Origin of the sequence: Sphingobacterium sp. BS-2 (assembly GCF_046161205.1) — a bacterium.
In the GTDB taxonomy this organism is placed as follows: domain Bacteria; phylum Bacteroidota; class Bacteroidia; order Sphingobacteriales; family Sphingobacteriaceae; genus Sphingobacterium; species Sphingobacterium mizutaii.
Genome location: NZ_JBIXGO010000019.1, coordinates 133,017 through 156,488, shown reverse-complemented (window position 1 = coordinate 156,488; position 23,472 = coordinate 133,017). Strand labels below are relative to the sequence as shown.

At 40.9% G+C, this 23,472-nt stretch carries 27 protein-coding genes; 7 read left to right on the top strand and 20 right to left on the bottom strand.

Annotation, left to right across the window (positions count from 1 at the left end):
• Positions 1–2 precede the first annotated feature (2 nt).
• From ACK2WI_RS12610 to gcvT, 4 genes are all read left to right on the top strand, one after another.
• Positions 3–482 (top strand): DUF4112 domain-containing protein, encoded by a 480-nt coding sequence (locus tag ACK2WI_RS12610; protein WP_409151133.1) that lies wholly within the window; start codon positions 3–5, stop codon positions 480–482.
• Between the two features lie 34 nt (positions 483–516).
• Positions 517–882, top strand: a complete 366-nt coding sequence (locus tag ACK2WI_RS12605; RefSeq protein ID WP_312695972.1) for a hypothetical protein — start codon at positions 517–519, stop codon at positions 880–882.
• Between the two features lie 2 nt (positions 883–884).
• Positions 885–1,574: a pseudouridine synthase gene (locus ACK2WI_RS12600; RefSeq protein ID WP_312695970.1), complete on the top strand. Its 690-nt coding sequence runs from the start codon at positions 885–887 to the stop codon at positions 1,572–1,574.
• Between the two features lie 152 nt (positions 1,575–1,726).
• Positions 1,727–2,806, top strand: a complete 1,080-nt coding sequence (gcvT, locus tag ACK2WI_RS12595) for a glycine cleavage system aminomethyltransferase GcvT (protein WP_312695968.1) — start codon at positions 1,727–1,729, stop codon at positions 2,804–2,806.
• 26 nt (positions 2,807–2,832) lie between these two features.
• On the opposite strand, the gene ACK2WI_RS12590 is transcribed toward gcvT, so the two are convergent.
• From ACK2WI_RS12590 to ACK2WI_RS12575, 4 genes are all read right to left on the bottom strand, one after another.
• The gene (locus ACK2WI_RS12590; protein ID WP_093100004.1) at positions 2,833–3,084 is read right to left on the bottom strand and encodes a DUF6358 family protein; all 252 of its coding nucleotides are present in this window, start codon (positions 3,082–3,084) and stop codon (positions 2,833–2,835) included.
• A complete protein-coding gene (locus tag ACK2WI_RS12585) occupies positions 3,081–3,386 on the bottom strand; it encodes a hypothetical protein (RefSeq protein WP_312695965.1) in 306 nt (101 codons plus the stop codon). Before ACK2WI_RS12585 ends, ACK2WI_RS12590 begins: the two co-directional genes overlap by 4 nt.
• A gap of 33 nt (positions 3,387–3,419) precedes the next feature.
• A complete protein-coding gene (locus ACK2WI_RS12580; RefSeq protein ID WP_093100000.1) occupies positions 3,420–4,844 on the bottom strand; it encodes a Glu/Leu/Phe/Val dehydrogenase in 1,425 nt (474 codons plus the stop codon).
• A gap of 199 nt (positions 4,845–5,043) precedes the next feature.
• On the bottom strand, positions 5,044–5,358 hold the full coding sequence (locus ACK2WI_RS12575; RefSeq protein ID WP_093099998.1) for a rhodanese-like domain-containing protein: 315 nt from the start codon (positions 5,356–5,358) through the stop codon (positions 5,044–5,046).
• Between the two features lie 92 nt (positions 5,359–5,450).
• On the opposite strand from ACK2WI_RS12575, the gene ACK2WI_RS12570 reads away from it, so the two are divergent.
• A complete protein-coding gene (locus tag ACK2WI_RS12570; protein ID WP_409151129.1) occupies positions 5,451–6,758 on the top strand; it encodes a M28 family metallopeptidase in 1,308 nt (435 codons plus the stop codon).
• Positions 6,759–6,837: 79 nt separating this feature from the next.
• Here the strand turns inward: ACK2WI_RS12570 and ACK2WI_RS12565 are convergent, their stop codons facing one another.
• From ACK2WI_RS12565 to dnaN, 16 genes are all read right to left on the bottom strand, one after another.
• Positions 6,838–7,323: a GNAT family N-acetyltransferase gene (locus ACK2WI_RS12565; protein WP_312695960.1), complete on the bottom strand. Its 486-nt coding sequence runs from the start codon at positions 7,321–7,323 to the stop codon at positions 6,838–6,840.
• Complete coding sequence (locus tag ACK2WI_RS12560) at positions 7,320–7,892, bottom strand: hypothetical protein (RefSeq protein WP_409151127.1); 573 nt, start codon at positions 7,890–7,892, stop codon at positions 7,320–7,322. The genes ACK2WI_RS12565 and ACK2WI_RS12560 overlap by 4 nt, the downstream gene beginning before the upstream one ends.
• Before the next feature lie 2 nt (positions 7,893–7,894).
• Positions 7,895–9,085, bottom strand: coding sequence for a M20 family metallopeptidase (locus ACK2WI_RS12555; RefSeq protein WP_409151125.1), 1,191 nt, complete (start codon positions 9,083–9,085; stop codon positions 7,895–7,897).
• Between the two features lie 12 nt (positions 9,086–9,097).
• Positions 9,098–9,553 carry an SPOR domain-containing protein gene (locus ACK2WI_RS12550; protein ID WP_093099988.1) on the bottom strand — a complete coding sequence of 152 codons (456 nt, stop codon included), beginning with the start codon at positions 9,551–9,553 and terminating at the stop codon, positions 9,098–9,100.
• Positions 9,554–9,560: 7 nt separating this feature from the next.
• A complete protein-coding gene (secA, locus tag ACK2WI_RS12545) occupies positions 9,561–12,860 on the bottom strand; it encodes a preprotein translocase subunit SecA (protein WP_093099986.1) in 3,300 nt (1,099 codons plus the stop codon).
• Positions 12,861–12,989: 129 nt separating this feature from the next.
• Positions 12,990–13,859 (bottom strand): 1,4-dihydroxy-6-naphthoate synthase, encoded by an 870-nt coding sequence (locus ACK2WI_RS12540; protein WP_409151124.1) that lies wholly within the window; start codon positions 13,857–13,859, stop codon positions 12,990–12,992.
• A gap of 14 nt (positions 13,860–13,873) precedes the next feature.
• The gene (locus ACK2WI_RS12535) at positions 13,874–14,137 is read right to left on the bottom strand and encodes a hypothetical protein (RefSeq protein WP_409151122.1); all 264 of its coding nucleotides are present in this window, start codon (positions 14,135–14,137) and stop codon (positions 13,874–13,876) included.
• A 3-nt stretch (positions 14,138–14,140) separates the two neighbouring features.
• Positions 14,141–14,917: a 5'/3'-nucleotidase SurE gene (gene surE / locus ACK2WI_RS12530; protein WP_093099982.1), complete on the bottom strand. Its 777-nt coding sequence runs from the start codon at positions 14,915–14,917 to the stop codon at positions 14,141–14,143.
• 353 nt (positions 14,918–15,270) lie between these two features.
• Positions 15,271–15,459: a CsbD family protein gene (locus ACK2WI_RS12525; RefSeq protein WP_093099980.1), complete on the bottom strand. Its 189-nt coding sequence runs from the start codon at positions 15,457–15,459 to the stop codon at positions 15,271–15,273.
• A gap of 105 nt (positions 15,460–15,564) precedes the next feature.
• Positions 15,565–16,149 (bottom strand): nicotinate (nicotinamide) nucleotide adenylyltransferase, encoded by a 585-nt coding sequence (nadD, locus tag ACK2WI_RS12520; protein ID WP_093099978.1) that lies wholly within the window; start codon positions 16,147–16,149, stop codon positions 15,565–15,567.
• Between the two features lies 1 nt (position 16,150).
• Positions 16,151–16,720 carry a guanylate kinase gene (gmk, locus tag ACK2WI_RS12515; RefSeq protein WP_312695951.1) on the bottom strand — a complete coding sequence of 190 codons (570 nt, stop codon included), beginning with the start codon at positions 16,718–16,720 and terminating at the stop codon, positions 16,151–16,153.
• Position 16,721: 1 nt separating this feature from the next.
• Positions 16,722–17,594 (bottom strand): YicC/YloC family endoribonuclease, encoded by an 873-nt coding sequence (locus ACK2WI_RS12510; protein ID WP_093099974.1) that lies wholly within the window; start codon positions 17,592–17,594, stop codon positions 16,722–16,724.
• A gap of 38 nt (positions 17,595–17,632) precedes the next feature.
• Positions 17,633–18,202, bottom strand: a complete 570-nt coding sequence (locus ACK2WI_RS12505; protein ID WP_409151120.1) for a CAP domain-containing protein — start codon at positions 18,200–18,202, stop codon at positions 17,633–17,635.
• Positions 18,203–18,261: 59 nt separating this feature from the next.
• Positions 18,262–18,912, bottom strand: a complete 651-nt coding sequence (locus ACK2WI_RS12500; RefSeq protein WP_409151119.1) for a DedA family protein — start codon at positions 18,910–18,912, stop codon at positions 18,262–18,264.
• A 104-nt stretch (positions 18,913–19,016) separates the two neighbouring features.
• Positions 19,017–19,673 (bottom strand): DedA family protein, encoded by a 657-nt coding sequence (locus tag ACK2WI_RS12495; RefSeq protein ID WP_093099968.1) that lies wholly within the window; start codon positions 19,671–19,673, stop codon positions 19,017–19,019.
• A gap of 12 nt (positions 19,674–19,685) precedes the next feature.
• Positions 19,686–20,807, bottom strand: coding sequence for a DNA polymerase III subunit beta (gene dnaN / locus ACK2WI_RS12490; protein ID WP_093099966.1), 1,122 nt, complete (start codon positions 20,805–20,807; stop codon positions 19,686–19,688).
• Positions 20,808–20,937: 130 nt separating this feature from the next.
• Here dnaN and ACK2WI_RS12485 point away from each other — a divergent pair, with 130 nt between their 5' ends.
• Both ACK2WI_RS12485 and ACK2WI_RS12480 read left to right on the top strand, forming a co-directional pair.
• Positions 20,938–22,080: an ATP-binding protein gene (locus ACK2WI_RS12485; RefSeq protein WP_409151117.1), complete on the top strand. Its 1,143-nt coding sequence runs from the start codon at positions 20,938–20,940 to the stop codon at positions 22,078–22,080.
• A 100-nt stretch (positions 22,081–22,180) separates the two neighbouring features.
• A complete protein-coding gene (locus tag ACK2WI_RS12480) occupies positions 22,181–23,461 on the top strand; it encodes a stage 0 sporulation family protein (protein WP_409151115.1) in 1,281 nt (426 codons plus the stop codon).
• Positions 23,462–23,472 lie beyond the last annotated feature (11 nt).

Below are 23,472 nucleotides of genomic sequence, written 5' to 3'. Positions count from 1 at the left end.
CAATGGAGAAACAACCTTCATATAATTTACAGAAGATTGATAAAGATTTTCAATGGGTAAAACGACTATCTGTCCTGATGGATAGTCGTTTCCGCATTGGAAACTTTCGCTTCGGACTGGACCCCATCTTGAATTTTATTCCCTTTGGGGGTCAGATTGCCACTTTCATTATTTCTTTGGTCCTGGTATCTGTTATGTACAGAAACGGAGCAAGCAGTAAAGTAGCCGTAAAAATGTTGCTCAATGTCACTTGGGATGCCCTTTTGGGCTCCATTCCGATCTTTGGGAATGTTTTCGACTTCTTTAACAAAGCCAACGAAAAAAATGTCAAGCTCCTGCGAGAACATTATTACGACAATAAACATCAGGGCAGTGCCAGAAACATCCTGATAACCTTAGGGATCGTTATTTTTATCGGCATTATCCTGTTTATTTATGCCATGTATGCACTCACAATTTGGTTGTTTGGCTTGATATTTTAATCCAATCTCTTCAAAATAATCTATTTTTGTAGCTATGAGCAAAACAAGAATCTTTGCCTTATTAGGGGTGGTCATCATGTTGGTCGCGGTTTTTACCAATCCTTCCAAGGAAAAAATCAACGAAAAACTGACCCTGAAAGCTAAAGAAATCCTCAAGAAACAATTGGACTACAAACATAAGGACGCTGTAGACTTTGGTATGATGCTGGTAGGAGACCAGGTAGTCAATGAATTTGTGAACAATTACACTTACACTGAAAATTACTACCTTTTTTCACTTTGCAAGATCAATTGGAACAGTGAAAAGATTACCATCGGAGGAGGGGCATTCGGTCAGGTTTGGATCAGTTCCAAAATCGATGAAAAAGCCGAAATGTTAATCGACGCTTTAAAGCGATAACCATGCTTGAGATTTTATTTGAAGATGAGGACTTTGTTGCAATCAACAAACCACATGGACTATTGGTCCATAAATCCTCCATTGCTGCAGATACATCCGAGTTTGCTCTTCAGCTCCTAAGGGATCAGATCGGCAAGAAGGTCTATCCAGCACACCGTTTAGACCGCAAGACCGCAGGTGTGCTTTTATTTTCCTTGAACAAGGAAATGGACAGCGCCATACAAACCGCGTTTTCCCAAAACTTAGTCAAAAAAGAATATTTGGCTGTTCTCCGTGGTCACACCGATCCCGAAGGAACCATTGATTACCCATTAAAAAAGGAAAACGGCACCATTCAGGAGGCTCTGACCAATTACCAAACATTGGCTACCACAGAAATAGACCTTCCTTTCGGTAAATTTCCAACATCAAGGTATTCCCTAGTCCTAGCCAAACCAGAAACCGGCAGGATGCACCAATTACGCCGGCACTTTGCCCATATTTTCCATCCAATCATCGGCGATAGACCCCATGGCTGCAACAAACAGAACAAACTCTGGAAAGACACCTTCCAGCACGACACCATGCTGCTACATGCCAAATCACTCGCTTTCACACACCCCAAAACACAAGAAAACATCTTTATCCAAGCCCAGATCCAACCGGAGTTTGAAAGGGGATTAACCATCTTGGAAATTAGATATGAGTATTGAGATTGGAGTATTGAGAGATCAAAATCGCTAAACCTTGCTTAAAGTACACAAAAGCCGAAATTAAATTTCTCATATCTCACATCTCATATCTCAATACTAAATCCTCATTAATTTTCCTATTTTTGTAACAACAAAAAACTCATTGATTTAACATGAAAAAAACTGCGTTAACTGACGTTCATATCGCTTTAGGTGCGAAGATGGTTCCTTTCGCCGGATTTAATATGCCAGTTCAATATACTGGTATCAACGACGAACACGAAACAGTGCGTACCGCTGTAGGGATGTTTGACGTTAGCCACATGGGAGAGTTTATCTTAAAAGGCGAAAAAGCACTAGATCTTATCCAAAAAGTCTCTTCTAACGATGCCTCAAAACTATATGACGGAAAAGTTCAATACGGCTATCTTCCAAACGAAAATGGTGGTATTGTAGATGACTTCTTAACTTACAAGATTGATGACAAAACCTATCTATTGGTAGTAAACGCATCAAACATTGATAAAGACTGGGATTGGATCAGCAAATTCAACACAGAAGGCGTAGAGATGAAAAACATTTCCGACGAAACTTCTCTTTTCGCTGTTCAAGGTCCTAAAGCTGCTGATGCACTTCAAAAATTAACAGATATCGACTTGGCGCCAATGGAATACTATTCCTTCCAAAAAGGTGTATTTGCTGGTGTAGAAAACGTATTGGTTTCTGCTACAGGCTATACAGGTGCTGGTGGTTTCGAAATCTATGTTGCAAATGAAAATGCAGAGAAAGTATGGAACGCTATCATGGAAGCAGGTCAAGAATTTGGCATTAAACCTATCGGACTTGGTGCGAGAGATACCTTACGCCTAGAAATGGGTTTCTGCCTTTACGGAAATGACATCGATGATAACACTTCTCCTTTAGCAGCCGGCTTAGGTTGGGTTACTAAGTTCAGCAAGGACTTCGTAAACTCTGAAAACCTAAAAGCAGAAAAAGAAAAAGGTGTTTCCCAAAAACTGGTAGGATTTGAGATGATCGACAGAGGTATTCCTCGTCATGATTATGAAATCGTAGATGCTGAAGGAAATAAGATCGGACGTGTTACTTCTGGAACACAATCCCCATCATTGAAAAAATCCATTGGTTTAGGTTATGTTGATGCAGCATTTGCTAAAGAGGGAACTGAGATCTTTATCTCTATCCGTAACCAACCTATCAAAGCGATTGTAAGAAAACCTCCTTTTGTAAAATAAGGTTCAAAATATAAAATGAAAAAGGGCTATTTTTTAGCCCTTTTCTTTTGTTGTCTCATTTCTTGTTGCGCCAGCTTCGCCTTTTCCTCTTGTTTTGCCTTCACATCTCGGCTCACCTGTTTTAACAGCACCACCTTCAGATAGATCAACAATACCAATAAGGCAATGGATATACCCAAATACAGTATCTGTCCGCTATTATAACCTGCCCATGCGCTCAATACCAAAAACACAATCCCTAAATTGAGCAGTAAATTCAAGATAAACTTCTTCGTCATTTCTTCTTTATTACTTTAAAACCTGTAACTCGTTCCCGAATAAAATAAAAATACACTATTCCAGCCAAAATATTCCCCATAATAACGAATAATGCCAAGATCATCCGTTCTCCATTGCTAATTCTAGTCGACCGCATGATCTCCAACAAGACCAATACCACCCATATTAAGGAGAGGACCATCGAGATGCTCAATAGGATAGGAGCATAGCCTACTCGCAGGATAAATAATAAGATAGAAAGGATATAAAAAGCCAGACTAAATAGGAATGCCTGTTTAGTCTGGTGGAATAATTTATTCATGAAGCAAAGTTAAGGATAAAATCCCGTCCTCGTTTATGGGAAGATACCCAATTCCTTATAGGATTCTCCAACTTTGTTGATCGCACAGATAAATGCCGCTGTCCGCAGGTCTTCAACCCCATCCATGCTTTTCCAGATCTGATGGATTTCATGGTAGGAACCAATCATGGTGTCCTCAAGACCTGAATACACCAAGTCAACCTCATCTGGTCCTCTCAAAATGATCTTACGCTCCAATTTGGAAACCTTTTGGTTGGTCATGGACTCGATGATATTCAAGATTTCAGCATACATGTTTTCGCTGAATCTCTTTTCAAGACGACCATAGCGCACATGGCTTAAGTTTTTCAACCATTCAAAATAAGAAACGGTAACCCCGCCAGCATTTAAATAGATATCGGGGATCACTAATTTCCCTTTTCTATTAAATACCTCATCAGCTTCAGGTGTCAATGGCCCATTTGCTGCCTCGCCAATGATCTGCGCTTGTACTCTTTCCGCATTATCGCCATTGATCACAGATTCCAAGGCTGCCGGAATCAAGATATCACATGGTTGTTCTAAACCTTTTGCAGACTCTTCAATATTGGTTGCACCAGGGAAATTCAAGATAGAACCTGTTGCCTTTCTATGTGCAACAACTTCTTCTAGGTCTAAACCATTTTCATTATAGATCGCACCTTCATATTCGATCAAACCAACAAGGATCGAACCTCCTTCTTGAAAATATTTAGCAGCATGGTAACCCACATTTCCTAAACCTTGTACAATTACTTTCTTGCCTTCAACTCCCGTAGTCAATCCCAACTTGGCCATATCCTCTTCAATCTTACAAGCTTCCTTTACCCCAAAGAACACCCCTAATCCAGTGGCCTCAGTACGACCTCTTACCCCACCTTGAGAAACCGGTTTTCCGGTTACACAAGCTTGTGCATTGATTTCATTCGGGTTCAATGTCGTATAGGTATCCACGATCCAGCTCATTTCACGTGCTCCGGTACCATAATCTGGCGCCGGCACATCCGTTCCTGGTCCAATAAAGTTCTTTTTAACCAATTCCGTCGTGTAGCGACGGGTAATTTTTTCTAATTCATACTCTGAATACTTCTTGGCATCGATTTTCACACCTCCTTTAGCACCACCAAACGGAACGTTTACTATGGCACATTTATAGGTCATTAAAGATGCTAGCGCCATCACTTCATCCTGATCCACTTCCATGCTGAAACGGATACCACCTTTACAAGGCAGCTTATGATGTGAATGCTGTACACGATATGCTTCTATTACTTCCACATTATCGCCGATCTTAACTGGAAATCGAACGCGTAAGATGGAATTACATGCTTTGATTTGTTCTAGGATGCCAGGGGAAAACTTGGTGAACTTGGCCGCTTTATCAAAATTCCGACCCACTCCTTGAAAGAAGCTGAAAGTTGTGTTTGATTGATTTGACATAAAAATATGTTTTTGTTTATTCTTGGAATAATACTATAAAGTTAGCTCTTTTAATATTTTAATAATAGGCAAGAAAATAAAAACATTATTTTTAAATATATTCTAAAGATAGGTGCTCAAAATTATTATTTAAGCAATAAATTGCCCTAAAAATAAAAAGCTCAAGGAATCCTTGAGCTTTTTATTGATTTACTGTTTCTTAATAAACATCCATCTCCGGATCAAAAGCTTCTTTCCAAGCTAAAATTCCGCCTTGTAGGTTGGATAAATTCGTGTAACCTTCTTGTTCTAAAAGCATAACAGCCTGAGCACTACGCTTCCCTGAACGGCAGTGGATAACCACCGGAATATCTTTTGAAATCTTTTCAGACTCAATCACAACTCCTGATAATGGAATGTTCACCCCATTCAGGTTCGATACTTCATATTCAAAAGGCTCACGAACGTCGATCAACTGAAACTCAACGTTGTGATCCATCATGTCCTTTAATTCTTGAACGCTAATTTCTTTCATAGTAAGCTTTTTATCAAATATATAAAATTTAGAATCAAAGGCCCTGCCAATAGTATAGAATTTTTGTTAATTTCATCACAAACATTTTATTCATGAAAAAACTATTCTTAGCACTCGTATTTTCTGGCTTTTTATTCCAAATGAGCTCCGCTCAGCAAAAGCAGATTACAAGCACGGAAAATATTTCCAGAATCTTGAATACCCTTGCTTCTGACGATATGAGAGGTCGATCGGCTTTAAATCTAGCTGATATTGGCAAAGCAGCAGACTTTATCGCCGCAGAATTCAAAGATATTGGCCTTAAACCGTATGAAGGTGATAACTTCCGCCAATCCTTTCTAGTTAACCGTGGCAGGGTGACTGAACAAAGCGTGACCTTAGGGGATAAAAAACTAAAGGATGATGAATTTTTGATCGTAGGCAATTTAGACGAACCGATTACCCAAAATACCCCTTCCGTAGAAACCATTAAGATTTCGGCAGAAGACGATTTTTCTCAAAAATTTAGGGAAGTCGTTCAACAGAACCCAAATAAGGTGATCGTATTGGTGGATAAGAAACATGCTCCATTTTTGGCTCGTTTCAAAAGAATCTACAATCGCGAGAGCATTGTAATCAAGGGCCAGGAAAAAGCTGCTGGAAGCCCTAAGGTTTTTATCATAGCTGATGAATTACCGGGAAGCCATGAAATCAAACAGACCCGCAAAACAGAAGAGTTCGATATGTTTAATGTGGCTGCTGTCCTTCCTGGTAAATCTAAACCTGAGGAATATGTGGTGATTTCTTGCCATTATGACCATATCGGTATTCTACCGGCCGTGGAAGGAGATTCCATTGCAAATGGCGCTGATGATGATGCATCCGGCACAACAGCGATGATCGAATTAGCGAGATATTACAAGCAATTGAACAACAATGAAAGAACCATCATATTCGTGGCCTTCACTGCGGAAGAAATCGGAATGTTTGGCTCTAAATACTTCTCCAACAATATCGATCCGGAAAAAGTAGTAGCCATGATCAATATCGAAATGATCGGTAAGGATTCTAAGTTCGGTCCTAATAGCCTGTATATCACTGGTTATAGCGCATCTAACCTAGGCAAATTGATGCAAGAGAATCTTAAGGGTTCTGCATTTACCTTCCATCCAGACCCATATACCACCCAAAACCTATTCTACCGCAGCGATAATGCTGTTTTGGCGGCTTTAGGGGTGCCTGCACATACCTTCTCAACCTCCCAGATCGATAAAGACCAATATTACCACACCGTAAATGACGAAGTGGAAACTTTGGACATCAACAATATTAAATCAAGTATTGAAGCTATCGCAACGGGTGCAATTGGAATTATCAATGGAACCCAGACCCCAAGTAGGGTGGAGAAGCTTAGAGATTAAGAATTTCAAAGTAAAATAAGAAAAGACGGTCCATTGGGCCGTCTTTTTCTGTTTATATCTTGTATGAAATTTATTTCTGTTAATCCAGCTTCTTGCGCATCACGTAATCATCTAGCGTAAACTCATAATAGGGGATATCAACCTCTTGGATTACTTCAAAGCCTTGTTTCAAATAAAATTGATAGGCATTGTTGGAGCGGTTCACGTTTAGTTCCAAAGTATCTAAACCCAATTTCTTTGCCTCTTGCGCAGCATAATCGATCAATTGCTTTCCATAGCCCTTACCTTGGGTGCTTGGCAATAGATAAATCTTTTCGATTCTTAAAAGCTCTCCCTTGGGCACAATGCCAATAAAACCTACTGCATTTTTCTCTTCATACAAAAGATGAAAAGCAGTATTGTTTTGGATTGCTGTACTCAATACTTCCACTGAATACATCTTATCCAACATGAAATCGATCTGTTTCTTCGAAAGGATATTTTCGTAGGTAGGATACCAAATGGCATGAGCTAGATCATGGATTAATGATGCATCCTCTATGTTGGCTTGTCTGATCTCGGTCATAGCTCTTCAGATATAATAAAATAGGACCCTTGCTGCGGAATGGAAACAAAACCATCGCTTGCGACAGCAAATAGGATATTTTCTAACGGTTCCAAGTTCTGCTCCGCACCTAATTTATCCTGATAATGTTCAACATACAAATTAAAGCCTTTTGGAAGCCATTTCTCGTACTTTTTCACAAAAAGGCTTCTACCCTCGTTCCTGATAAGATTGATGTTGAAATCGCCTAAATAGGGCAAATATGGATTGATCTCCAGCTTTTCAGTCAGGATATTCACCGCAAAATTGCTTTTCTCTTGTAGATAAGCAAATAAGGGTTCAATGTAAGGGCCTGAATAGGGGATAAGGGTAATATGTTCTTCAAGGATATTGGGTTCCAATCCTAGATTGTCCAGAACCACATCGATCTTAATTTCACGTGCTTTTAAGGATTCGTAATGGTCTGCCAGCGTAATAATGGTCGGACTCCACTCCAAAAGTTGGTTTAAATATTCATCAACCAAGCAATCAGGATTTGCGATGAACAAAGCTGGTTCTTGATTCTCTCGAACGATGTGATGGGAAGACATAATTATTCTCCTAAATGACGCAGAGCAATATAGGACATCAGACCAATACTGGTTTGAAGTGCAGTTTCGTCGATATCAAAAGTCGAAGTATGCACTGCCGACTGAATACCCTTGGCTTGGTTACCCGTTCCCAGTCTATAGAAACAAGCATTTGTTTCTTGGGAATAATAGGCAAAATCCTCTGCTGCTGGCCATAGATCAAGCTCAACCACATTCTCATGGCCTAGGTAATCCTGTGCGTACGAACGGGCAGCTTCTGTAATCTTAGGCTCATTGATCAAGAAAGGATAACCTTTTCTGATTTCAAAATCACAGCTCGCACCCATACCCTCTGCAATACCAACAGCCATTTTATGCATTTTCTCATGGGCTTCCGCTCTCCATTTTTCGTCAAAGGTCCTGAAAGTACCTTCCAGATACACCTCTTCAGGGATTACGTTTGTAGCACCATTTCCAATGATCTTGCCCCAAGATAATACCGAAGGGGTCCTCGGATCGGCAACACGGCTCACGATCTGCTGCATAGCGGATATGATCTGCGCTGTAATAGCGATAGGGTCTATATTTTGATGGGGTTGTGCACCATGACCTCCTTTTCCACGAACCGTCATAAACAATTCGTCGCAGGATGCCATATATTTACCAGAGCGGAAACCAACTTTCCCGGCCTCTATAAAGGGCATAACATGCTGTCCAACAATTCCTTGAGGTTCTGGATTTTGCAATACCCCTTCCTTGATCATCAAGGAAGCGCCTCCCGGTAATCTTTCTTCTCCCGGTTGGAAGATAAGCTTCAAGGTTCCGCCAAATTCAGGTTTCAAATCGTTCAATATCTTAGCCACACCCAATAATGATGAGGTATGTACATCATGCCCACAGGCATGCATCACACCTACATTCTTGGAGCCATAAGATCTTCCTTCCACCTCTGTGATCGGAAGTGCATCCATATCTGCTCTCAGAGCTAGTACTTTATCAGAAGGTAAATCGCCTTTGATCAGGGCTACAACACCAGTATTGGCCATGGATTCGAATGGAATCTCTAGGTCGGTCAGCACTTGTTTGATAAATGCCGAGGTATTGTATTCCTCAAAAGACAATTCAGGATTCTGATGTAGAAACCTTCTGTTGTTTACCGTGTCTTGAAAGTAAGATTGGGCTAAATCTTGAATTCTTTGTTTTGATATTGGCATGTTGATCCTCCACTATTGCCATGTCCAGACATCTTCGACAAAGACAAATACATTATTGTATCTGCCGCGAAGCTGTCTCATATATTCCGTAGCTGCGGAACGGCTTGTAAAGTCGCCTACTTTGACCCTATAGTTTGGTTCTACATAGTCTAGGTAAGCATTGATATCTGAGTTCTGGCTTTGGAAACTACGCTGAACATTTTCAGCATCCCTGCGGCTAGAACCAGAAAAGATCTGAACCCTAAAACCACGGACCTTCACACGGGTTGCGCGTGATTTATCAATGGTTTTAGGCTCCAGACTTACCGTCTTACTGGCGGTAGGATTTAAAGCATAGAATGAACGGAATTCTTGTAAAAGTCCAATTAAAGAATCCTTTTCAACAATTACTTTGTTCTCTTGTGCCTTTGATACTGATACGATGGCGAACAGCATCAAGAAGCTAACTATAAATCCTTTGTATTTCATTTTTTAATTAACCTTGTTTTCCGTGACAGTTTTTATACTTCAACCCAGAACCACAAGGACATTCATCATTTCTTCCAATGGCCTGATCCTTACGGATAGGTTGGGTAACTTGAGCTTCCTGTGTATTCAGGTCCTCTTCCGATACTCCAGTTGGAGAACTTAACTCTTCTTTTGTTTCTTTAACTTTTACCTTTGGCGCTTCTGGGCGTGCTGCTTGAATGTTTTGAGGTTCTTGCTGCTGTCCAGGGATCTCACCTTTGAACAAGAAGCTAACAATATCTTTGTTCATGCCGGCCAACATTGTCTTAAACAAGTTGTAAGCCTCCATTTTATAGATAATGATTGGGTCTTTTTGCTCGTAACGCGCGTTCTGTACAGATTGTTTCAAATCATCCATCTCACGAAGGTGCTCTTTCCATGCCTCATCAATTAAAGCTAGAACGATGCCTTTCTCAAATGATTTGAAAACGTCTTTACCTTTACTTTCTACAGCTTTTTGCAAATTTGTAGCAACTTGAATGCCACGAATTCCATCTGTAAAAGGAACAATGATATTTTCTATCATACCACCACGCTCAGCAAGGACATTTGTCAATACCGGTAAAGTCTGCTCAGCGATGTTTACAGCCTTGCGGTGGTAATAATTGATTACTTGATCGAATAATTTGTCAACCAAAGTGGTTGCTGATTCACTTGCAAATTCTTCTTGTGTAATTTCTGGGTTGATTGCAAATACGCGGATCACTTCGATTTGGAATTCATCAAATGAATTGTCCTCTTTTGCCTCCAATACCACATCTTCAACTACATCATAGATCGTATTGTTCAAATCTACATCTAAACGCTCTCCGAACAATGCGTTCTTACGTTTAGTATAGATTACGGTACGTTGAGAGTTCATCACGTCATCGTACTCCAAAAGGTGCTTACGGGTACCGAAGTTGTTTTCCTCCACCTTACGTTGTGCACGCTCGATAGATTTGGTCAACATACCATGTTGCATTACCTCGCCATCTTCAACACCCATTTTAACCATCAGGTTAGAAATACGCTCTGAAGCGAATAAACGCATCAATGGATCTTCTAATGACACGAAGAATTGAGATGAACCTGGGTCCCCTTGACGTCCTGCACGACCTCTTAACTGACGGTCAACACGACGAGACTCATGGCGCTCAGTACCGATGATCGCTAAACCACCTGCATTGATTACCTCTTGGGTAAGCTTAATATCCGTACCACGACCTGCCATGTTGGTAGCAATGGTTACTTGGCCCGGACGACCTGCTTCTGCAACGATATCTGCTTCTTTTTGGTGAAGTTTCGCGTTCAATACGTTGTGTTTTACACCGCGTAACTTCAACATACGGCTCAATAACTCCGAAATCTCAACCGACGTAGTACCGACCAATACTGGACGGCCTTGTTCTGTCAAGGTCTGGATTTCTTGTGCTACCGCATTGTATTTCTCACGTGCCGTACGGTAGATCAAATCTTGACGGTCATCACGTTGAATAACTTTGTTCGTTGGAATTTCAACCACATCCAATTTGTAGATTTCCCAAAGCTCACCAGCCTCTGTTGATGCTGTACCGGTCATTCCCGATAGCTTATGGTACATACGGAAGTAGTTCTGTAAAGTAATGGTTGCATAGGTTTGGGTTGCATCCTCTACCTTTACGTTCTCTTTCGCCTCGATCGCTTGGTGTAATCCGTCTGAATAACGACGACCATCCATGATACGACCCGTTTGCTCATCAACGATCTTAACCTTGCCCTCATCAACGATATATTGATCATCGATCTCAAATAGGGTATAAGCTTTTAACAATTGGTTGATGGAGTGGATACGCTCTGCTTTGATCGAGTAATCACGCATCAATTCTTCTTTTTTCTGCGCTTTTTCCTCAACAGGAATATCTGATTTTTCGATTTCAGCAATCTCTGTACCTACATCCGGAAGGATAAAGAAGTTTGGATCCTCGCCTGTTGCAGTGATCAACTCAATACCTTTTTCTGTAAGTTCAACCTGATTGTTTTTCTCATCGATTACGAAGAACAGTTCCGCATCTGCCTTAGGCATGTGACGGTTTTGCTCTTGCATATAGTAGTTTTCTACTTTTTGTAGGATCTGACGGTGGTTACCTTCAGATAGATACTTGATTAATGCTTTGTTCTTTGGCAATCCACGGTAAGCACGGAATAAAGCTAATCCCCCTTTTTCAGGATCGGTGTCATTATCCGCAATTGCTTTCTTCGCTTGGTTCAAAACCGTATTGATATATGCTTTCTGTGCATTTACCAAACGCTCGATCCTTGGTTTCAATTGGTAGAACTCATGTTGGTCGCCCATAGGGATCGGACCAGAGATAATCAATGGCGTACGAGCATCATCGATCAATACCGAATCCACCTCATCGATCATGGCAAAGTGCAATTTGCGCTGAACCATTGATTCTTTGGTGTTCGTCATGTTGTCACGCAAATAGTCAAAACCAAACTCGTTGTTTGTACCATAAACGATGTCGCTCATATAAGCCTGGCGGCGTTGTGGTGAGTTCGGTTGGTATTTGTCGATACAATCAACGCTCATTCCATGGAATTCGAAAATAGGACCGTTCCATTCCGAGTCACGACGTGCCAAGTAATCGTTCACCGTTACGATGTGGATACCTTGACCCGCCAATGCGTTCAAGTAAGTAGGTAAAGTTCCTACCAAGGTTTTACCTTCACCCGTAGACATCTCGGCGATCTTTCCTTGGTGCAATACGATACCACCGATCAACTGTACGTCGTAGTGAACCATGTTCCAAGTAACTTCAGAACCAGCGGCGATCCAGGTGTTCTTCCAAATGGCTTTGTCCCCTTCAATGCTTACGTTCGGTTTACGGGCAGCGATATCTCTATCGAATTGCGAAGCCGTAACCTCAATTTCTTTATTTTCTGTAAAGCGACGAGCAGTCTCCTTAACAACAGCAAAAGCTTCAGGTAATATTTCCAATAATACTTCCTCAAGCTTCTTGTCGCGATCTTTTGTCAATTTGTCAATCTTGTCGTAGGTTGAAGTTTTAAGCTCCATGTCCTCCGTAGCCTCAGCTTCTTGCTTCAGACCGTTGATTTCATTGTCGATGTCTTGCAAATAGTTGCTGATTCTTTGTTTAAAATCCAAGGTCTTGCCACGTAGCTCATCATGCGTCAAAGCGGATAATTTCTCGTATTCTTCCTTGATTTTATTTACTAATGGCTGTACTCCCTTAACATCTCTTTCGGACTTACTACCAAATAACTTGCTTAAAAACTTTAACATAATTTTCTATTTCTCTATTCGCATGTACAATAATGACTCCAAATCAAATAAGCAGACATTTTGACATTAATCGGGCAAATTTAATTATTAAGGTTGATAACTAATGCTTTCCTGATTCTTTTTTGTTAATTATTTTATTAAAAATATGTTTTTCTCGGTACTAGGCACTAAGTTGAGTTCCAATGCCTTTTCAAACATCTGCTGGATGGCCTTTTTTCCCTCTTCGCCAAGGTTTTCGGAATACTGGTTTACATAGAGCTCGATATGCTTGTACATCACTGATTCCTCCATTTCTTGGGCATGGGAGCGGATATAGTCCAAACCTGACTTAGGATGGTCAAATCCAAACCTGACACTCTCTGAAATCAACCTGTTGACCTTCTGCTTGACCTCTTCGGGAAGCGACCTCTTGATCACGATTCCACCCAAGGGAATTGCTGAGCCGGTTGTCTTTTCCCAATAATCGCCCAAATCAACGATTTTGTGCAGCCCTTTATCCATATAGGTAAACCTATTCTCATGGATAATCAGGCCAATATCGATGCTTCCGTCCAAAAGTGACTTTTCAATTTCTGAAAACAGCATCACCTGCTTGTTCAACAGGCCTGGAAAGGCCAAGCTCAACAAGAAATTTGCCGTGGTAAACTTTCCCGGGATACCCACCTTCAGCTCTTTGAACTTCTCGGGCAAGTCCTGGCCAGCATATCCGGCCAATTCTTTTGCCAAGTCCGCATTTTTACAGATCAATAATGGCCCTACACCAAAACCCAGTGCAGATCCTGAATCTAAAAGTTCATAATCCTCTACCGCATAAGCAAATGCATGATAGCTCAATTTTGTAATGTCCAGATCGCCCCGGAAAGCTTTGGCATTCAAGGTCTCCACATCGTGGTATTCCACGTGAAACTGTAAGCCTTCGCAATCGATTTTGTTATGGATTAAGGCATCAAATATAAAGGTATCGTTAGGACAGGGCGAAAAACCCAAAGTTAGTTCCATGCTTTCTTTCAATTTTAAAAGATGCTGATGTTCTTGGTCAGCACCAAAAGTATCATTCCCAAAAAGGTAGCCAATACCAAACCGTTTCCTAACTGATCTCGATCTTTTTTATAGCTGATCCAGCAACCCACTAAGTTGATCGCTGCCGCTATAACATAAAGACCGGTCGGTTTATCAGGGAAAACCTGCGATTGGATATTGGTAAATTTCATCGCCAAATATGCTATCAATGGACAAACCAGGCCCAATAGCAAACCCACAAGAAGACTGTTTTTCATGTATTAATTATCAAATGACCAAGAATTCAACTCCGGAATCACATGGTGTGCCGTCATATCAAACTGCGTCGGTACAATGGAAACAAAACCATTGATGATCGCATAAGCGTCGGTATCTTCGCCACGGTCCTGAAGGTCAAACTTGCCGGTCATCCAGAAATATTCCCTATTATACGGATCCAAACGCTCATCAAACTCCTCAAACCATTTGGCATTTGCCTGTCTACAGATTTTGATTCCCTTGATCTCTACGCTCTTATTTGGAAAATTCACGTTCAAAAGGGAGTTTTTAGGTAGTCCATTCTTCAATACCTGCTCAGCAATGGTCTTCACCCATGAACGGGTATGGGAAAAATCAGCATTGTAAGCGAAATCATCTAAGGAATAACCAATGGATGGAATGCCTTCGATAGCTCCCTCCACGGCGGCAGACATGGTTCCAGAATACAGCACATTGATCGAGTAATTCAAGCCATGATTGATGCCGGATACACAAAGGTCGGGTTTCTTGCCCTTAAAGATCTTGTTGACAGCCAATTTGACGCAGTCAACAGGCGTACCCGAGCATTTGTACATCTCAACCCCCGGATACAGGTCGATCTTATCCAAGCGCAATGGCTTGCCAATCGTAATGGCATGACCCATTCCCGACTGTGGACTGTCTGGTGCAACCACCACCACATCTCCAATTTCTTGCATCACCTCTAAAAGAACTTTTATTCCGGGTGCCGTTATACCATCATCATTTACAACCAATATGGTGGGTTTCTTTTTTGTCATAGTGCTAAGTTAGTAAAATATGGTTTCATTATCAGCCTCGCTAAATCATGAAGATGTTAAAGATTCAATAGGTTTCCATTAAGCCTTTGGCTTATAATCGCTATTTGCCTGAGTCAATCCAATTCAAAGAAAAAGTACTGAGGCAATTTATTTATCCTTTGACCTTGTTTTACCCATATTCGGGGCAAGCTTGAATTTTGAAGAACTCTCTCGAATATGTCTCGAACAAGACTCAGTTAAAAGTGCTATGAATATCCTGCTAAAAAGGCCTGATTATTGGTTTGTTTTTTATCTTTTCCCTTAAAAAGAAGAAGGTCGACATGCTGTCGACCTTCCACTTCCTATTTATTACATTAACCTAGTTTGTTCAACCAGTCAATTACTTCTTCTCTTGATTTACCAAGTTTCTGTTGCAATTTGCCTAATAACTCGTCATCTTTTCCTTCTTCGTAGGCTAAATCATCATCTGTCCACTCAGCGTATTGTTGTTTGATTTTTCCTTTCAATTCGTTCCATTTACCTTTTAAATCTAATTTATCCATTTTGATTTTCCTCCTATAATTAAAGTTATATATACGATAAACAGGAAGTTCAAAAAATGGTTTTTAAAAATTTATTTTTTTAATAAAGTACGTTGTAGAGTGGAATTAGGAGGAGTAAAGGCCTTTTTTGTCGATAAAATCAATGACCGAATCGGGGGTATAGAATTTAATGGATTTCCCTTCCTTGATGGCATTCCTCAAGAAAGTGGATGACAGCTCCATCACCGGGGTATCGGTCATGCTGATGGAAGGGTGGTTCTTTAAATCGCCGCCATCATAGCCCGGTCTTGGATAGACTACGATTTTATAATCACGTAGCAGGATATCGGCATTTTTCCATTTCAATAAACCTTGGAGATTGTCTTCTCCCATGATCAGGATAAATTCCTTCGTAGGATACTTTTCTGTTAAATGGGTAAGGGTATCAATGGTATAGGATGGTTGTGGCAAAGAGAACTCAATATCGCTCGCACGAAGTTTATCTGAGCCCTCAATGGCCAGATTGACCATCTCCAGGCGATCATACATGTTGCCTAGGCTCTTTTTCTCCTTAAAGGGATTCTGTGGGGACACGATGAACCAGACCTCGTCCAAAGAAGTATAGTTGGCCATATAATTGGCAATAATCAAATGTCCGATATGGACAGGATTAAAGGATCCAAAGAACAACCCAACTTTACTCTTCGCCATATTATGAATTGATAAAATCTATAACCAGTTTTTCTGCTTCTGCACAGGCTGTTTCCAGATCGTTGTTCTGAAGGATCACATCAAACTTGTCGGCAAAGCTTAATTCATGTTCTGCTTTTGCAAAACGTTCGTTCAATTTTTCTTGGGAATCTGTTCCTCTGCCTGTCAATCTTTCTTTCAAGACCTCTAGGGATGGTGGATTTACGAAAATGGCAAGTGCCTGTTCCGGGAATTTAGATTTCAGACGAAGACCACCCACCACATCGATATCAAAGATCACGTGTTTGCCTTCGTTCCAGATGCGTTCTACTTCGGATCTCAGGGTACCGTAGAAGGTTCCCGAGTATACCTCTTCGAATTCTATGAATTCGTGCTTTGCTACTTTATGCAAGAAATCTTCTTTGGAAATAAAATAGTAGTCGACGCCATTTACTTCGGCACCACGAGGTTGACGGGTGCTTGCAGAGATAGAGAAGGCGATCTTATCGCTATGTTTTTCTAATAATCTTCTAACGATAGTCGTTTTCCCTGCCCCAGATGGAGCAGAAAAAATAATAAGTTTTCCGCTCATGCTATAGTACGTTTAATAGTTGTTCTTTTACCTTTTCCAGCTCATCCTTCATTTTCACGACGATCTGTTGGATCTGGGCATTGTTGGCTTTTGAACCTAGGGTATTGATTTCACGGCCCATTTCCTGGGAAATAAACCCTAGTTTTTTACCATTGGAATCTTGGCTGTTCAAGGCTTCAACAAAATAATTGCAGTGGGAGCGAAGGCGAACTTTCTCTTCTGTGATATCTAGTTTCTCGATGTAGAATACCAATTCTTGTTCGAAACGGTTCATATCTACATTCTCTTTGCCCACAGCTTCTTCCATATATTGGTTGATTCGCTCACGGATCAATGGGATACGGCTTCCTTCAACAGCTTCTACTTCGGTTAGGTATGATAAAATCAAGGAAACGCGGTATTCTAGATCTTTTTTAAGGACAGCTCCTTCATCAGCTCTAAAGCTGTTGAACTGCTTTACAGCAGCATAGAAGGAATCCATCAAAACCTTGCCTTCTGCTTCGTCCACCTCATCATCATGGCTGATCACTTCAGGCATGTTCAAGGCTTGCTCAAACAGATTGGCTTTGGTATCGCCCAATTGGAAAGCAATATCCTGCAATTGTCTATAGTATTCTTTTAATAAATCTGCGTTGATACTTGCTGCCTTTGCGGTTTGGTCAACATATTCGGTGCTGATGTTGATATTTACCTTACCGCGTTCAATCAGTTTGCTGCATTCACCACGAAGCACCAATTCCTTGTCAGAAACAGCTTTTGGTAGGCGTAGGTTAAGTTCCAAGAACTTAGAATTTAAGGATTTGATCTCTACGGTATATTTAACGGTTCCGTTTTCAGCGGTCCCCATACCGTAACCTGTCATCGATTTTATCATATGCAAAGGTAAAAAACTTACAGAAAAGAACGATTTATTTACCAATCATGTTTGGCGATTATCACGCATAGGTAGGTTTTATAGGCTGCACCACGCTTCACCCGTACGAATCCGATGCCTATGTCCTTCAGTGATCCGTTCCACTCATCCATCCCTAAAACATGCTTCCTGTGCATAAAACCGGGCGATCCGCGACCAATGATAAAGGATTTGATGCCATCAATCGCGGTCTCGTGGTTGGCTCCGATGGATTCAAAATTATTGGTGCTTTTTTTCTTCAGCCAATCTGGATTTAGGTAATATCCAGCCTTGTTGATATGGTAATTTGGTCCGTAACCGCTTGGGTCGGTATGGTCAAAGTAATTCTTTCTTGCCATATCTTTTGCCCGTTCCTCAGCTACTTTTGCCAATTGCTCATTCCAGACCAAGCGGGTTTGTTTTACATTTCTAAGATTGTTCACCCGGATTTCGCGACCATATTTCTTGGGGTTCATCCGAAATTCATTGAGGTATTGATAAGCTTTCTTCGCTTCGCGTCTGTCGATTTTGATGTTCTGGGCCAGGATAGGCTGTGCCCAAATGATAAAGGCAAATAAAATATATCTCATAGCTGTCTTTAAGGATAGAGACTTCGGAATAAACTCAACGTTTAAACAGATTTTAGGATTTAAGCTGATTTTTTGCTGCTCTTTTCTTTAAGGACCTCAATTATAGGGGGTAACAGGGAGATACCGATTATGGCAAGTACGACGATAGAGAAATTGTTCTTGACAAAAGGGATCTGTCCGAAGAAATAGCCGCCCAACAAAAACATCGTTACCCATAAAACACCACCAACGATATTGTAAAGACCGAATTTGGAATAAGGCATCTTGACTACGCCGGCAACGAATGGTGCAAAGGTGCGGACAATGGGCACAAAGCGGGCATAAATAATGGTCTTGAGGCCATATTTATTATAAAAACCTTGGGTTTTTTCGAGATAAGATAGCTTGAATATCCTGGAGTCCTTCGTAAAGACCCGCTGTCCAAAATGTTTCCCTATTTCATAGTTGACAAAATCGCCGATAATGGCCGCCGCAATCAACAGGACTAACATGAGCCAAAGGCTAAGGTTGGTTTCCGGTTTTGCGATCAGGGCACCCATGGCGAATAGGACAGAGTCCCCGGGAAGGAAAGGAGTGACAACCAATCCTGTTTCTGCAAAGATGATCAGGAAGAGGATCAGGTAGGTCCAAGTTTGATATTCCTGGGTGATATCGATCAAATGCTTGTCGATATGAAGAATAAAGTCGATCAGGGTTGAAATTAATTCCATGTTTTCAAATTCGATTTTCAACAGCAAGAATTACACCAAGCTAATTCTTTTCTATGAATATGATTTTGATTCTATAATAAGGGGCATAAAAGAGAAAAGGAAGCTTATTCAGCTTCCTTTTTCTTTCCGTATTTTTCTTTGATCACCTCAATGATTGGAGGCAGTATTGACAAGATAATGATGGCGAATACCACTAAGGTAAAGTTGTCCTTGATAATTGGAAGGCCTCCGAAGAAGTATCCAATGAAAAGGAATGATGTTACCCATAAAATGGCTCCGATAATATTGTATGAAGCAAATTTGGCGTAAGACATAGAGCCTACACCGGCTACAAATGGTGCAAAGGTCCTAACGATCGGTACAAAGCGGGCGTAGATAATGGTCTTGCCGCCGTATTTTTCGTAGAACTTCTCTGTTTTATCCAAGTATTCTTTCTTTAGGAATTTATATTTCCCTGAAAAGGCTTTCGGTCCGATGTATTTTCCGATATGGTAGTTTACCAAATCGCCTAATATTCCTGCCACCATCAACAAACCCCACATCAAAAAGACGTTCAGATCTGTTTCAGGTTTGGCGATGATAGCGCCAGTAGCAAATAAAAGGGAGTCTCCAGGTAAGAATGGAGTAACAACAAGACCAGTTTCGGCAAAAATGATCAGAAACAGGATCAAATAGGTCCAAGTCTGATAGTTATTGACGATTTCCACCAAATGATCATCAATATGGAGGATAAAGTCAATTAGGGAATAAATTAAATCCAAAGTTTTGAGCTATTAAATATTGTTCAACATGACTGGCATCACCAACATCAAGATGTCTTCGTGTTCTTCCTTGATAGCTGGCACTAATAAACCGGCACGATTTGGTGTACTCATTTCCAAGACCACCTCTTCGCAGTTTAAGTTATTCAACATTTCTACCAAGAACTTAGCGTTAAATCCAATTTCCATGTCTTCGCCTTCAAACTGACAGCTCAAGCGCTCGTGTGCTTCATTGGAGAAGTCCAAATCTTCAGCAGAGATGTGCAATTCGCTTCCTGAGATTTTCAATCGTACTTGGTGGGTTGTTTTGTTTGCAAAAATAACCACACGACGTAAGGTGTTCAAGAACAAGGAACGGTCTACGGTCAGTTTATTCGGGTTTAAACGAGGGATTACGGCTTCGTAATCTGGATAACGCTCATCGATCAATCTACAGATTAAGTTGATGGTTCCGAATTGGAAGAAAGCGTTGGTATTGTTGTACTCTATTGAAACATTCACATCATCCGAAGGAAGAGATGATTTTAATAAAGTAAGTGCTTTTTTAGGCAAGATGATGGAGGTAGGCTTATCGGCACCTACATCAGTACGGCGGTAACGAACCAATTTATGTGCATCTGTGGCAACAAAAGTGGTTGATTGTTCCGCCAACTGAACTAATACGCCTGACATGGCCGGGCGAAGTTCGTCATTGCTGACTGCAAAAATGGTTTTGTTGATCGCTTCCAACAAAATCGGAGCAGCGATATTTACGGTCGAAATATTCTCTACTACAGGGATTTTCGGGAAGTCGTCTGCATTTTCACCACTAAGCTTGTATTTACCGTCTCCGGCAGAAATCTCGATAGCGAGAGTTTTAGTATCTACTGAGAACGCCACAGGCTGATCCGGAAGAGTTTTTAACGTCTCGATCAAGATTTTTGATGGCATAGCGACGCGTCCTTCTTCCTTGGCTTCGATCTGAAGGGTGGTAACCATGCTGGTTTGCAAATCCGTTGCGGAGATGGTCAGGAGGTTGTCCTTGATTTCAAACAAGAAGTTTTCTAGGATTGGTAGCACCGTGCTGGAGCTAGAGGCGCCACTAATAGCTTGTAATTGTTTAAGTAATATAGATGTAGATACAATAAATCTCATTTCTTTTAGCTAATAGATTTTATTGCAATAATACAGAAAAGAATCTAATTATTTGCTATTCAAATTCGAGTTCAGCTGCATAAACATTAAAAAGCACTGCATTAAAATTTGTACATTTGTAAGATTAGGTATGCAATTTAAAAATATCGTAGGCCATCAGGCACTCAAACATCATCTTATTTCAACGGTAAGAGAAAATCGAGTAAGTCACGCTCAACTGTTCCTAGGTCCAGAAGGATCTGGTAGTTTGGCTTTGGCCCTAGCCTATGCACAGTTTATCAATTGTGAACAGCCCCAAGCCGACGATAGCTGTGGACATTGTCCCTCATGCCTAAAATACGAGAAATTGATTCACCCTGACTTACACTTTTCTTATCCTTTCTTTGCGAAAAAAGCGGATGAAACGGCAAGCACTTATATGGAAGATTGGCGAAAGGCATTCCTTGAAAACCCATATCTGAGCTTGAGCCATTGGCGAAATCAATTGGAGGCGGAAAATAAACAGGCAAACATCAATATTGCAGAAGCCCATGATATCATCAAGAAACTAAGTCTGAAAGCTTTCGAAGCCGAATATAAGGTTCTGATCATGTGGTTGCCGGAATATCTCGATACGCAGGGAAATGCTCTGTTGAAGTTGATCGAGGAACCTCCTGCCAAGACTTTGTTTTTGTTGGTGGCGGAAAATCACGATAAGATCTTGAATACAATTATCTCGAGGACGCAATTGATGAAGGTAAACAAGCTTTCTCATGAGGAATTGATGCAATACCTGATCGAACAGAAAAACGTGGATCCTGTGCGTGCTAATGAGATGGCTTTTATCGCCGACGGAAACATGCAATCGGCCTTGGACCAATTGGAAGAGTCTTCTAACGAAAACTTTGACCTGCTGATCCGCTGGTTGAGGTGCATCGTGACGGATGCCGGTTTGAACATTATCCAGATCTGTGATGATGAAATCAGCAAATTAGGCCGTGAGAACCAAAAACTGTTCTTGTTGTACAGCATAAATGTGCTCAGACAGATCGTGCTTTTAAACCAAGGGCTGGATCAATTAGTCTTTCTAAAGAACGCAGAATTGGAGTTCGTGAAAAAATTCAGCGAGATCAGTAGCTTGGAAAAGTTGCAGGTTGCTATAGAAATGCTGGAAAAAACGCATTATTCTGTTGAAAGAAACGCAAATCCTAAAATATTATTTTTAGATTTATCTTTGCAGTTAGTTTTATTATTTAAATACAATACGTTCCCAACGGGAACTCAATATATATAATTTTAGACATATGGGATGTGGCAGTTGCTCATCCGGGGGTGGTTGCGGAAGTAAATCACTAGGCACAGTACCAGCAGGTTGCAATAACAACGGTACGTGCATGACCAGCGGATGTAATAAATTGGATGTTTACGATTGGTTAGTCGATATGGACTTGCCATCTAACTATAAACCTTTTGATATTGTAGAAGTTCGTTTTAAAGGCTCCAGAAAAGAGTTTTTTGTAAATACGGACAATTTATACCTTGAAATGGGAGAAATGGTGGTTGTGGAGCCTAATACAGGCGGATACGACATAGGCCACGTTTCGTTGACCGGTGAATTGGTAAGACTACAATTGAAAAAGAACAACGTTAAACCTGACGACGTTGTTAAAAAAGTATACCGAAAGGCGACAGAAAATGATGTTGCCAAATATAATCTTGCAAAGGATCTTGAATGGGAAACCATGCACCGTGCCCGTAATTTGGCACTGGAGCTAGGGCTCTCTATGAAGATTTCAGACGTAGATTATCAAGGTGATAAGACAAAGGCTACCTTCTACTATACAGCAGAAGGCCGCGTGGATTTCCGAGAACTGATCAAGAGAATGGCGGAAGCTTTCCGTATTCGTATCGAGATGAGACAGATCGGGATGCGCCAGGAAGCTAGTCGATTGGGAGGTATTGGTTCTTGTGGTCGTGAGTTGTGTTGTTCGACATGGCTTACGGACTTCAAAACGGTGTCTACCTCCGCGGCTAGGTATCAGAACCTTTCCTTGAATACCTTGAAACTTGCAGGACAATGCGGTAAATTGAAATGCTGTCTGAACTATGAATTGGACAGCTATATGGATGCCTTAAAGGATATTCCTAATAATATCGACCGTATTGAAACGCATTCTGGTATGGCTTACTTGCAGAAAACAGATATCTTCAAGAAGACCATGTGGTTTTCATACCCACATGCAGAATCATGGATTCCACTATCTGTGCAGCAGGTAAAAGAATTTGCCGAAATGAACGCTCAAGGCAAGAAACCGCAAGAATTGATCATTCCTGAAAAAGAGGAAATCATCAATGTGGCTATTCCGGACTATGAAAATGTCGTTGGTCAAGATAGTTTGACCCGCCTTGATGAACGCAATAGAAAGAAAAAGAAACGCAAACCAAAACGTAATCCTGGAAAGCCTGAGAATGGACAGAAACAAGGTCCTGATCAAGGCAACCAAAAGCCAAAAGCTGAGAAAAAGCCACAGAATAATGGCAACAATCAGCCTAAGCCGAAGGAAAACAATGGAAATTCGGAAGCTGGAGAAGGCCAAAAAACCAACAAAAGAAGGCCGCAGAACAAGAATAGACGTTTCAATAACAAAAACAAAGACAATAATTCTGAGGGTTAAGTACTAATCCT

What these genes read in the sequence shown, in the direction of transcription:
- ACK2WI_RS12535 (WP_409151122.1), bottom strand. Translation starts at nt 14,137, where the DNA reads ATGAAAAACAGTCTTCTTGTGGGTTTGCTATTGGGCCTGGTTTGTCCA.
- ACK2WI_RS12505 (WP_409151120.1), bottom strand. Translation starts at nt 18,202, where the DNA reads ATGAGATATATTTTATTTGCCTTTATCATTTGGGCACAGCCTATCCTG.
- ACK2WI_RS12575 (WP_093099998.1), bottom strand. Translation starts at nt 5,358, where the DNA reads ATGAAAGAAATTAGCGTTCAAGAATTAAAGGACATGATGGATCACAAC.
- ACK2WI_RS12605 (WP_312695972.1), top strand. Translation starts at nt 517, where the DNA reads ATGAGCAAAACAAGAATCTTTGCCTTATTAGGGGTGGTCATCATGTTG.
- ACK2WI_RS12570 (WP_409151129.1), top strand. Translation starts at nt 5,451, where the DNA reads ATGAAAAAACTATTCTTAGCACTCGTATTTTCTGGCTTTTTATTCCAA.
- ACK2WI_RS12590 (WP_093100004.1), bottom strand. Translation starts at nt 3,084, where the DNA reads ATGACGAAGAAGTTTATCTTGAATTTACTGCTCAATTTAGGGATTGTG.
- ACK2WI_RS12510 (WP_093099974.1), bottom strand. Translation starts at nt 17,594, where the DNA reads ATGATAAAATCGATGACAGGTTACGGTATGGGGACCGCTGAAAACGGA.
- ACK2WI_RS12580 (WP_093100000.1), bottom strand. Translation starts at nt 4,844, where the DNA reads ATGTCAAATCAATCAAACACAACTTTCAGCTTCTTTCAAGGAGTGGGT.
- ACK2WI_RS12610 (WP_409151133.1), top strand. Translation starts at nt 3, where the DNA reads ATGGAGAAACAACCTTCATATAATTTACAGAAGATTGATAAAGATTTT.
- dnaN (WP_093099966.1), bottom strand. Translation starts at nt 20,807, where the DNA reads ATGAGATTTATTGTATCTACATCTATATTACTTAAACAATTACAAGCT.
- ACK2WI_RS12540 (WP_409151124.1), bottom strand. Translation starts at nt 13,859, where the DNA reads ATGGAACTAACTTTGGGTTTTTCGCCCTGTCCTAACGATACCTTTATA.
- ACK2WI_RS12585 (WP_312695965.1), bottom strand. Translation starts at nt 3,386, where the DNA reads ATGAATAAATTATTCCACCAGACTAAACAGGCATTCCTATTTAGTCTG.
- ACK2WI_RS12560 (WP_409151127.1), bottom strand. Translation starts at nt 7,892, where the DNA reads ATGTCTTCCCATCACATCGTTCGAGAGAATCAAGAACCAGCTTTGTTC.
- secA (WP_093099986.1), bottom strand. Translation starts at nt 12,860, where the DNA reads ATGTTAAAGTTTTTAAGCAAGTTATTTGGTAGTAAGTCCGAAAGAGAT.
- gmk (WP_312695951.1), bottom strand. Translation starts at nt 16,720, where the DNA reads ATGAGCGGAAAACTTATTATTTTTTCTGCTCCATCTGGGGCAGGGAAA.
- ACK2WI_RS12525 (WP_093099980.1), bottom strand. Translation starts at nt 15,459, where the DNA reads ATGGATAAATTAGATTTAAAAGGTAAATGGAACGAATTGAAAGGAAAA.
- nadD (WP_093099978.1), bottom strand. Translation starts at nt 16,149, where the DNA reads ATGGCGAAGAGTAAAGTTGGGTTGTTCTTTGGATCCTTTAATCCTGTC.
- ACK2WI_RS12555 (WP_409151125.1), bottom strand. Translation starts at nt 9,085, where the DNA reads ATGCCAATATCAAAACAAAGAATTCAAGATTTAGCCCAATCTTACTTT.
- ACK2WI_RS12600 (WP_312695970.1), top strand. Translation starts at nt 885, where the DNA reads ATGCTTGAGATTTTATTTGAAGATGAGGACTTTGTTGCAATCAACAAA.
- gcvT (WP_312695968.1), top strand. Translation starts at nt 1,727, where the DNA reads ATGAAAAAAACTGCGTTAACTGACGTTCATATCGCTTTAGGTGCGAAG.
- ACK2WI_RS12500 (WP_409151119.1), bottom strand. Translation starts at nt 18,912, where the DNA reads ATGGAATTAATTTCAACCCTGATCGACTTTATTCTTCATATCGACAAG.
- ACK2WI_RS12565 (WP_312695960.1), bottom strand. Translation starts at nt 7,323, where the DNA reads ATGACCGAGATCAGACAAGCCAACATAGAGGATGCATCATTAATCCAT.
- surE (WP_093099982.1), bottom strand. Translation starts at nt 14,917, where the DNA reads ATGACAAAAAAGAAACCCACCATATTGGTTGTAAATGATGATGGTATA.
- ACK2WI_RS12480 (WP_409151115.1), top strand. Translation starts at nt 22,181, where the DNA reads ATGACCAGCGGATGTAATAAATTGGATGTTTACGATTGGTTAGTCGAT.
- ACK2WI_RS12485 (WP_409151117.1), top strand. Translation starts at nt 20,938, where the DNA reads ATGCAATTTAAAAATATCGTAGGCCATCAGGCACTCAAACATCATCTT.
- ACK2WI_RS12550 (WP_093099988.1), bottom strand. Translation starts at nt 9,553, where the DNA reads ATGAAATACAAAGGATTTATAGTTAGCTTCTTGATGCTGTTCGCCATC.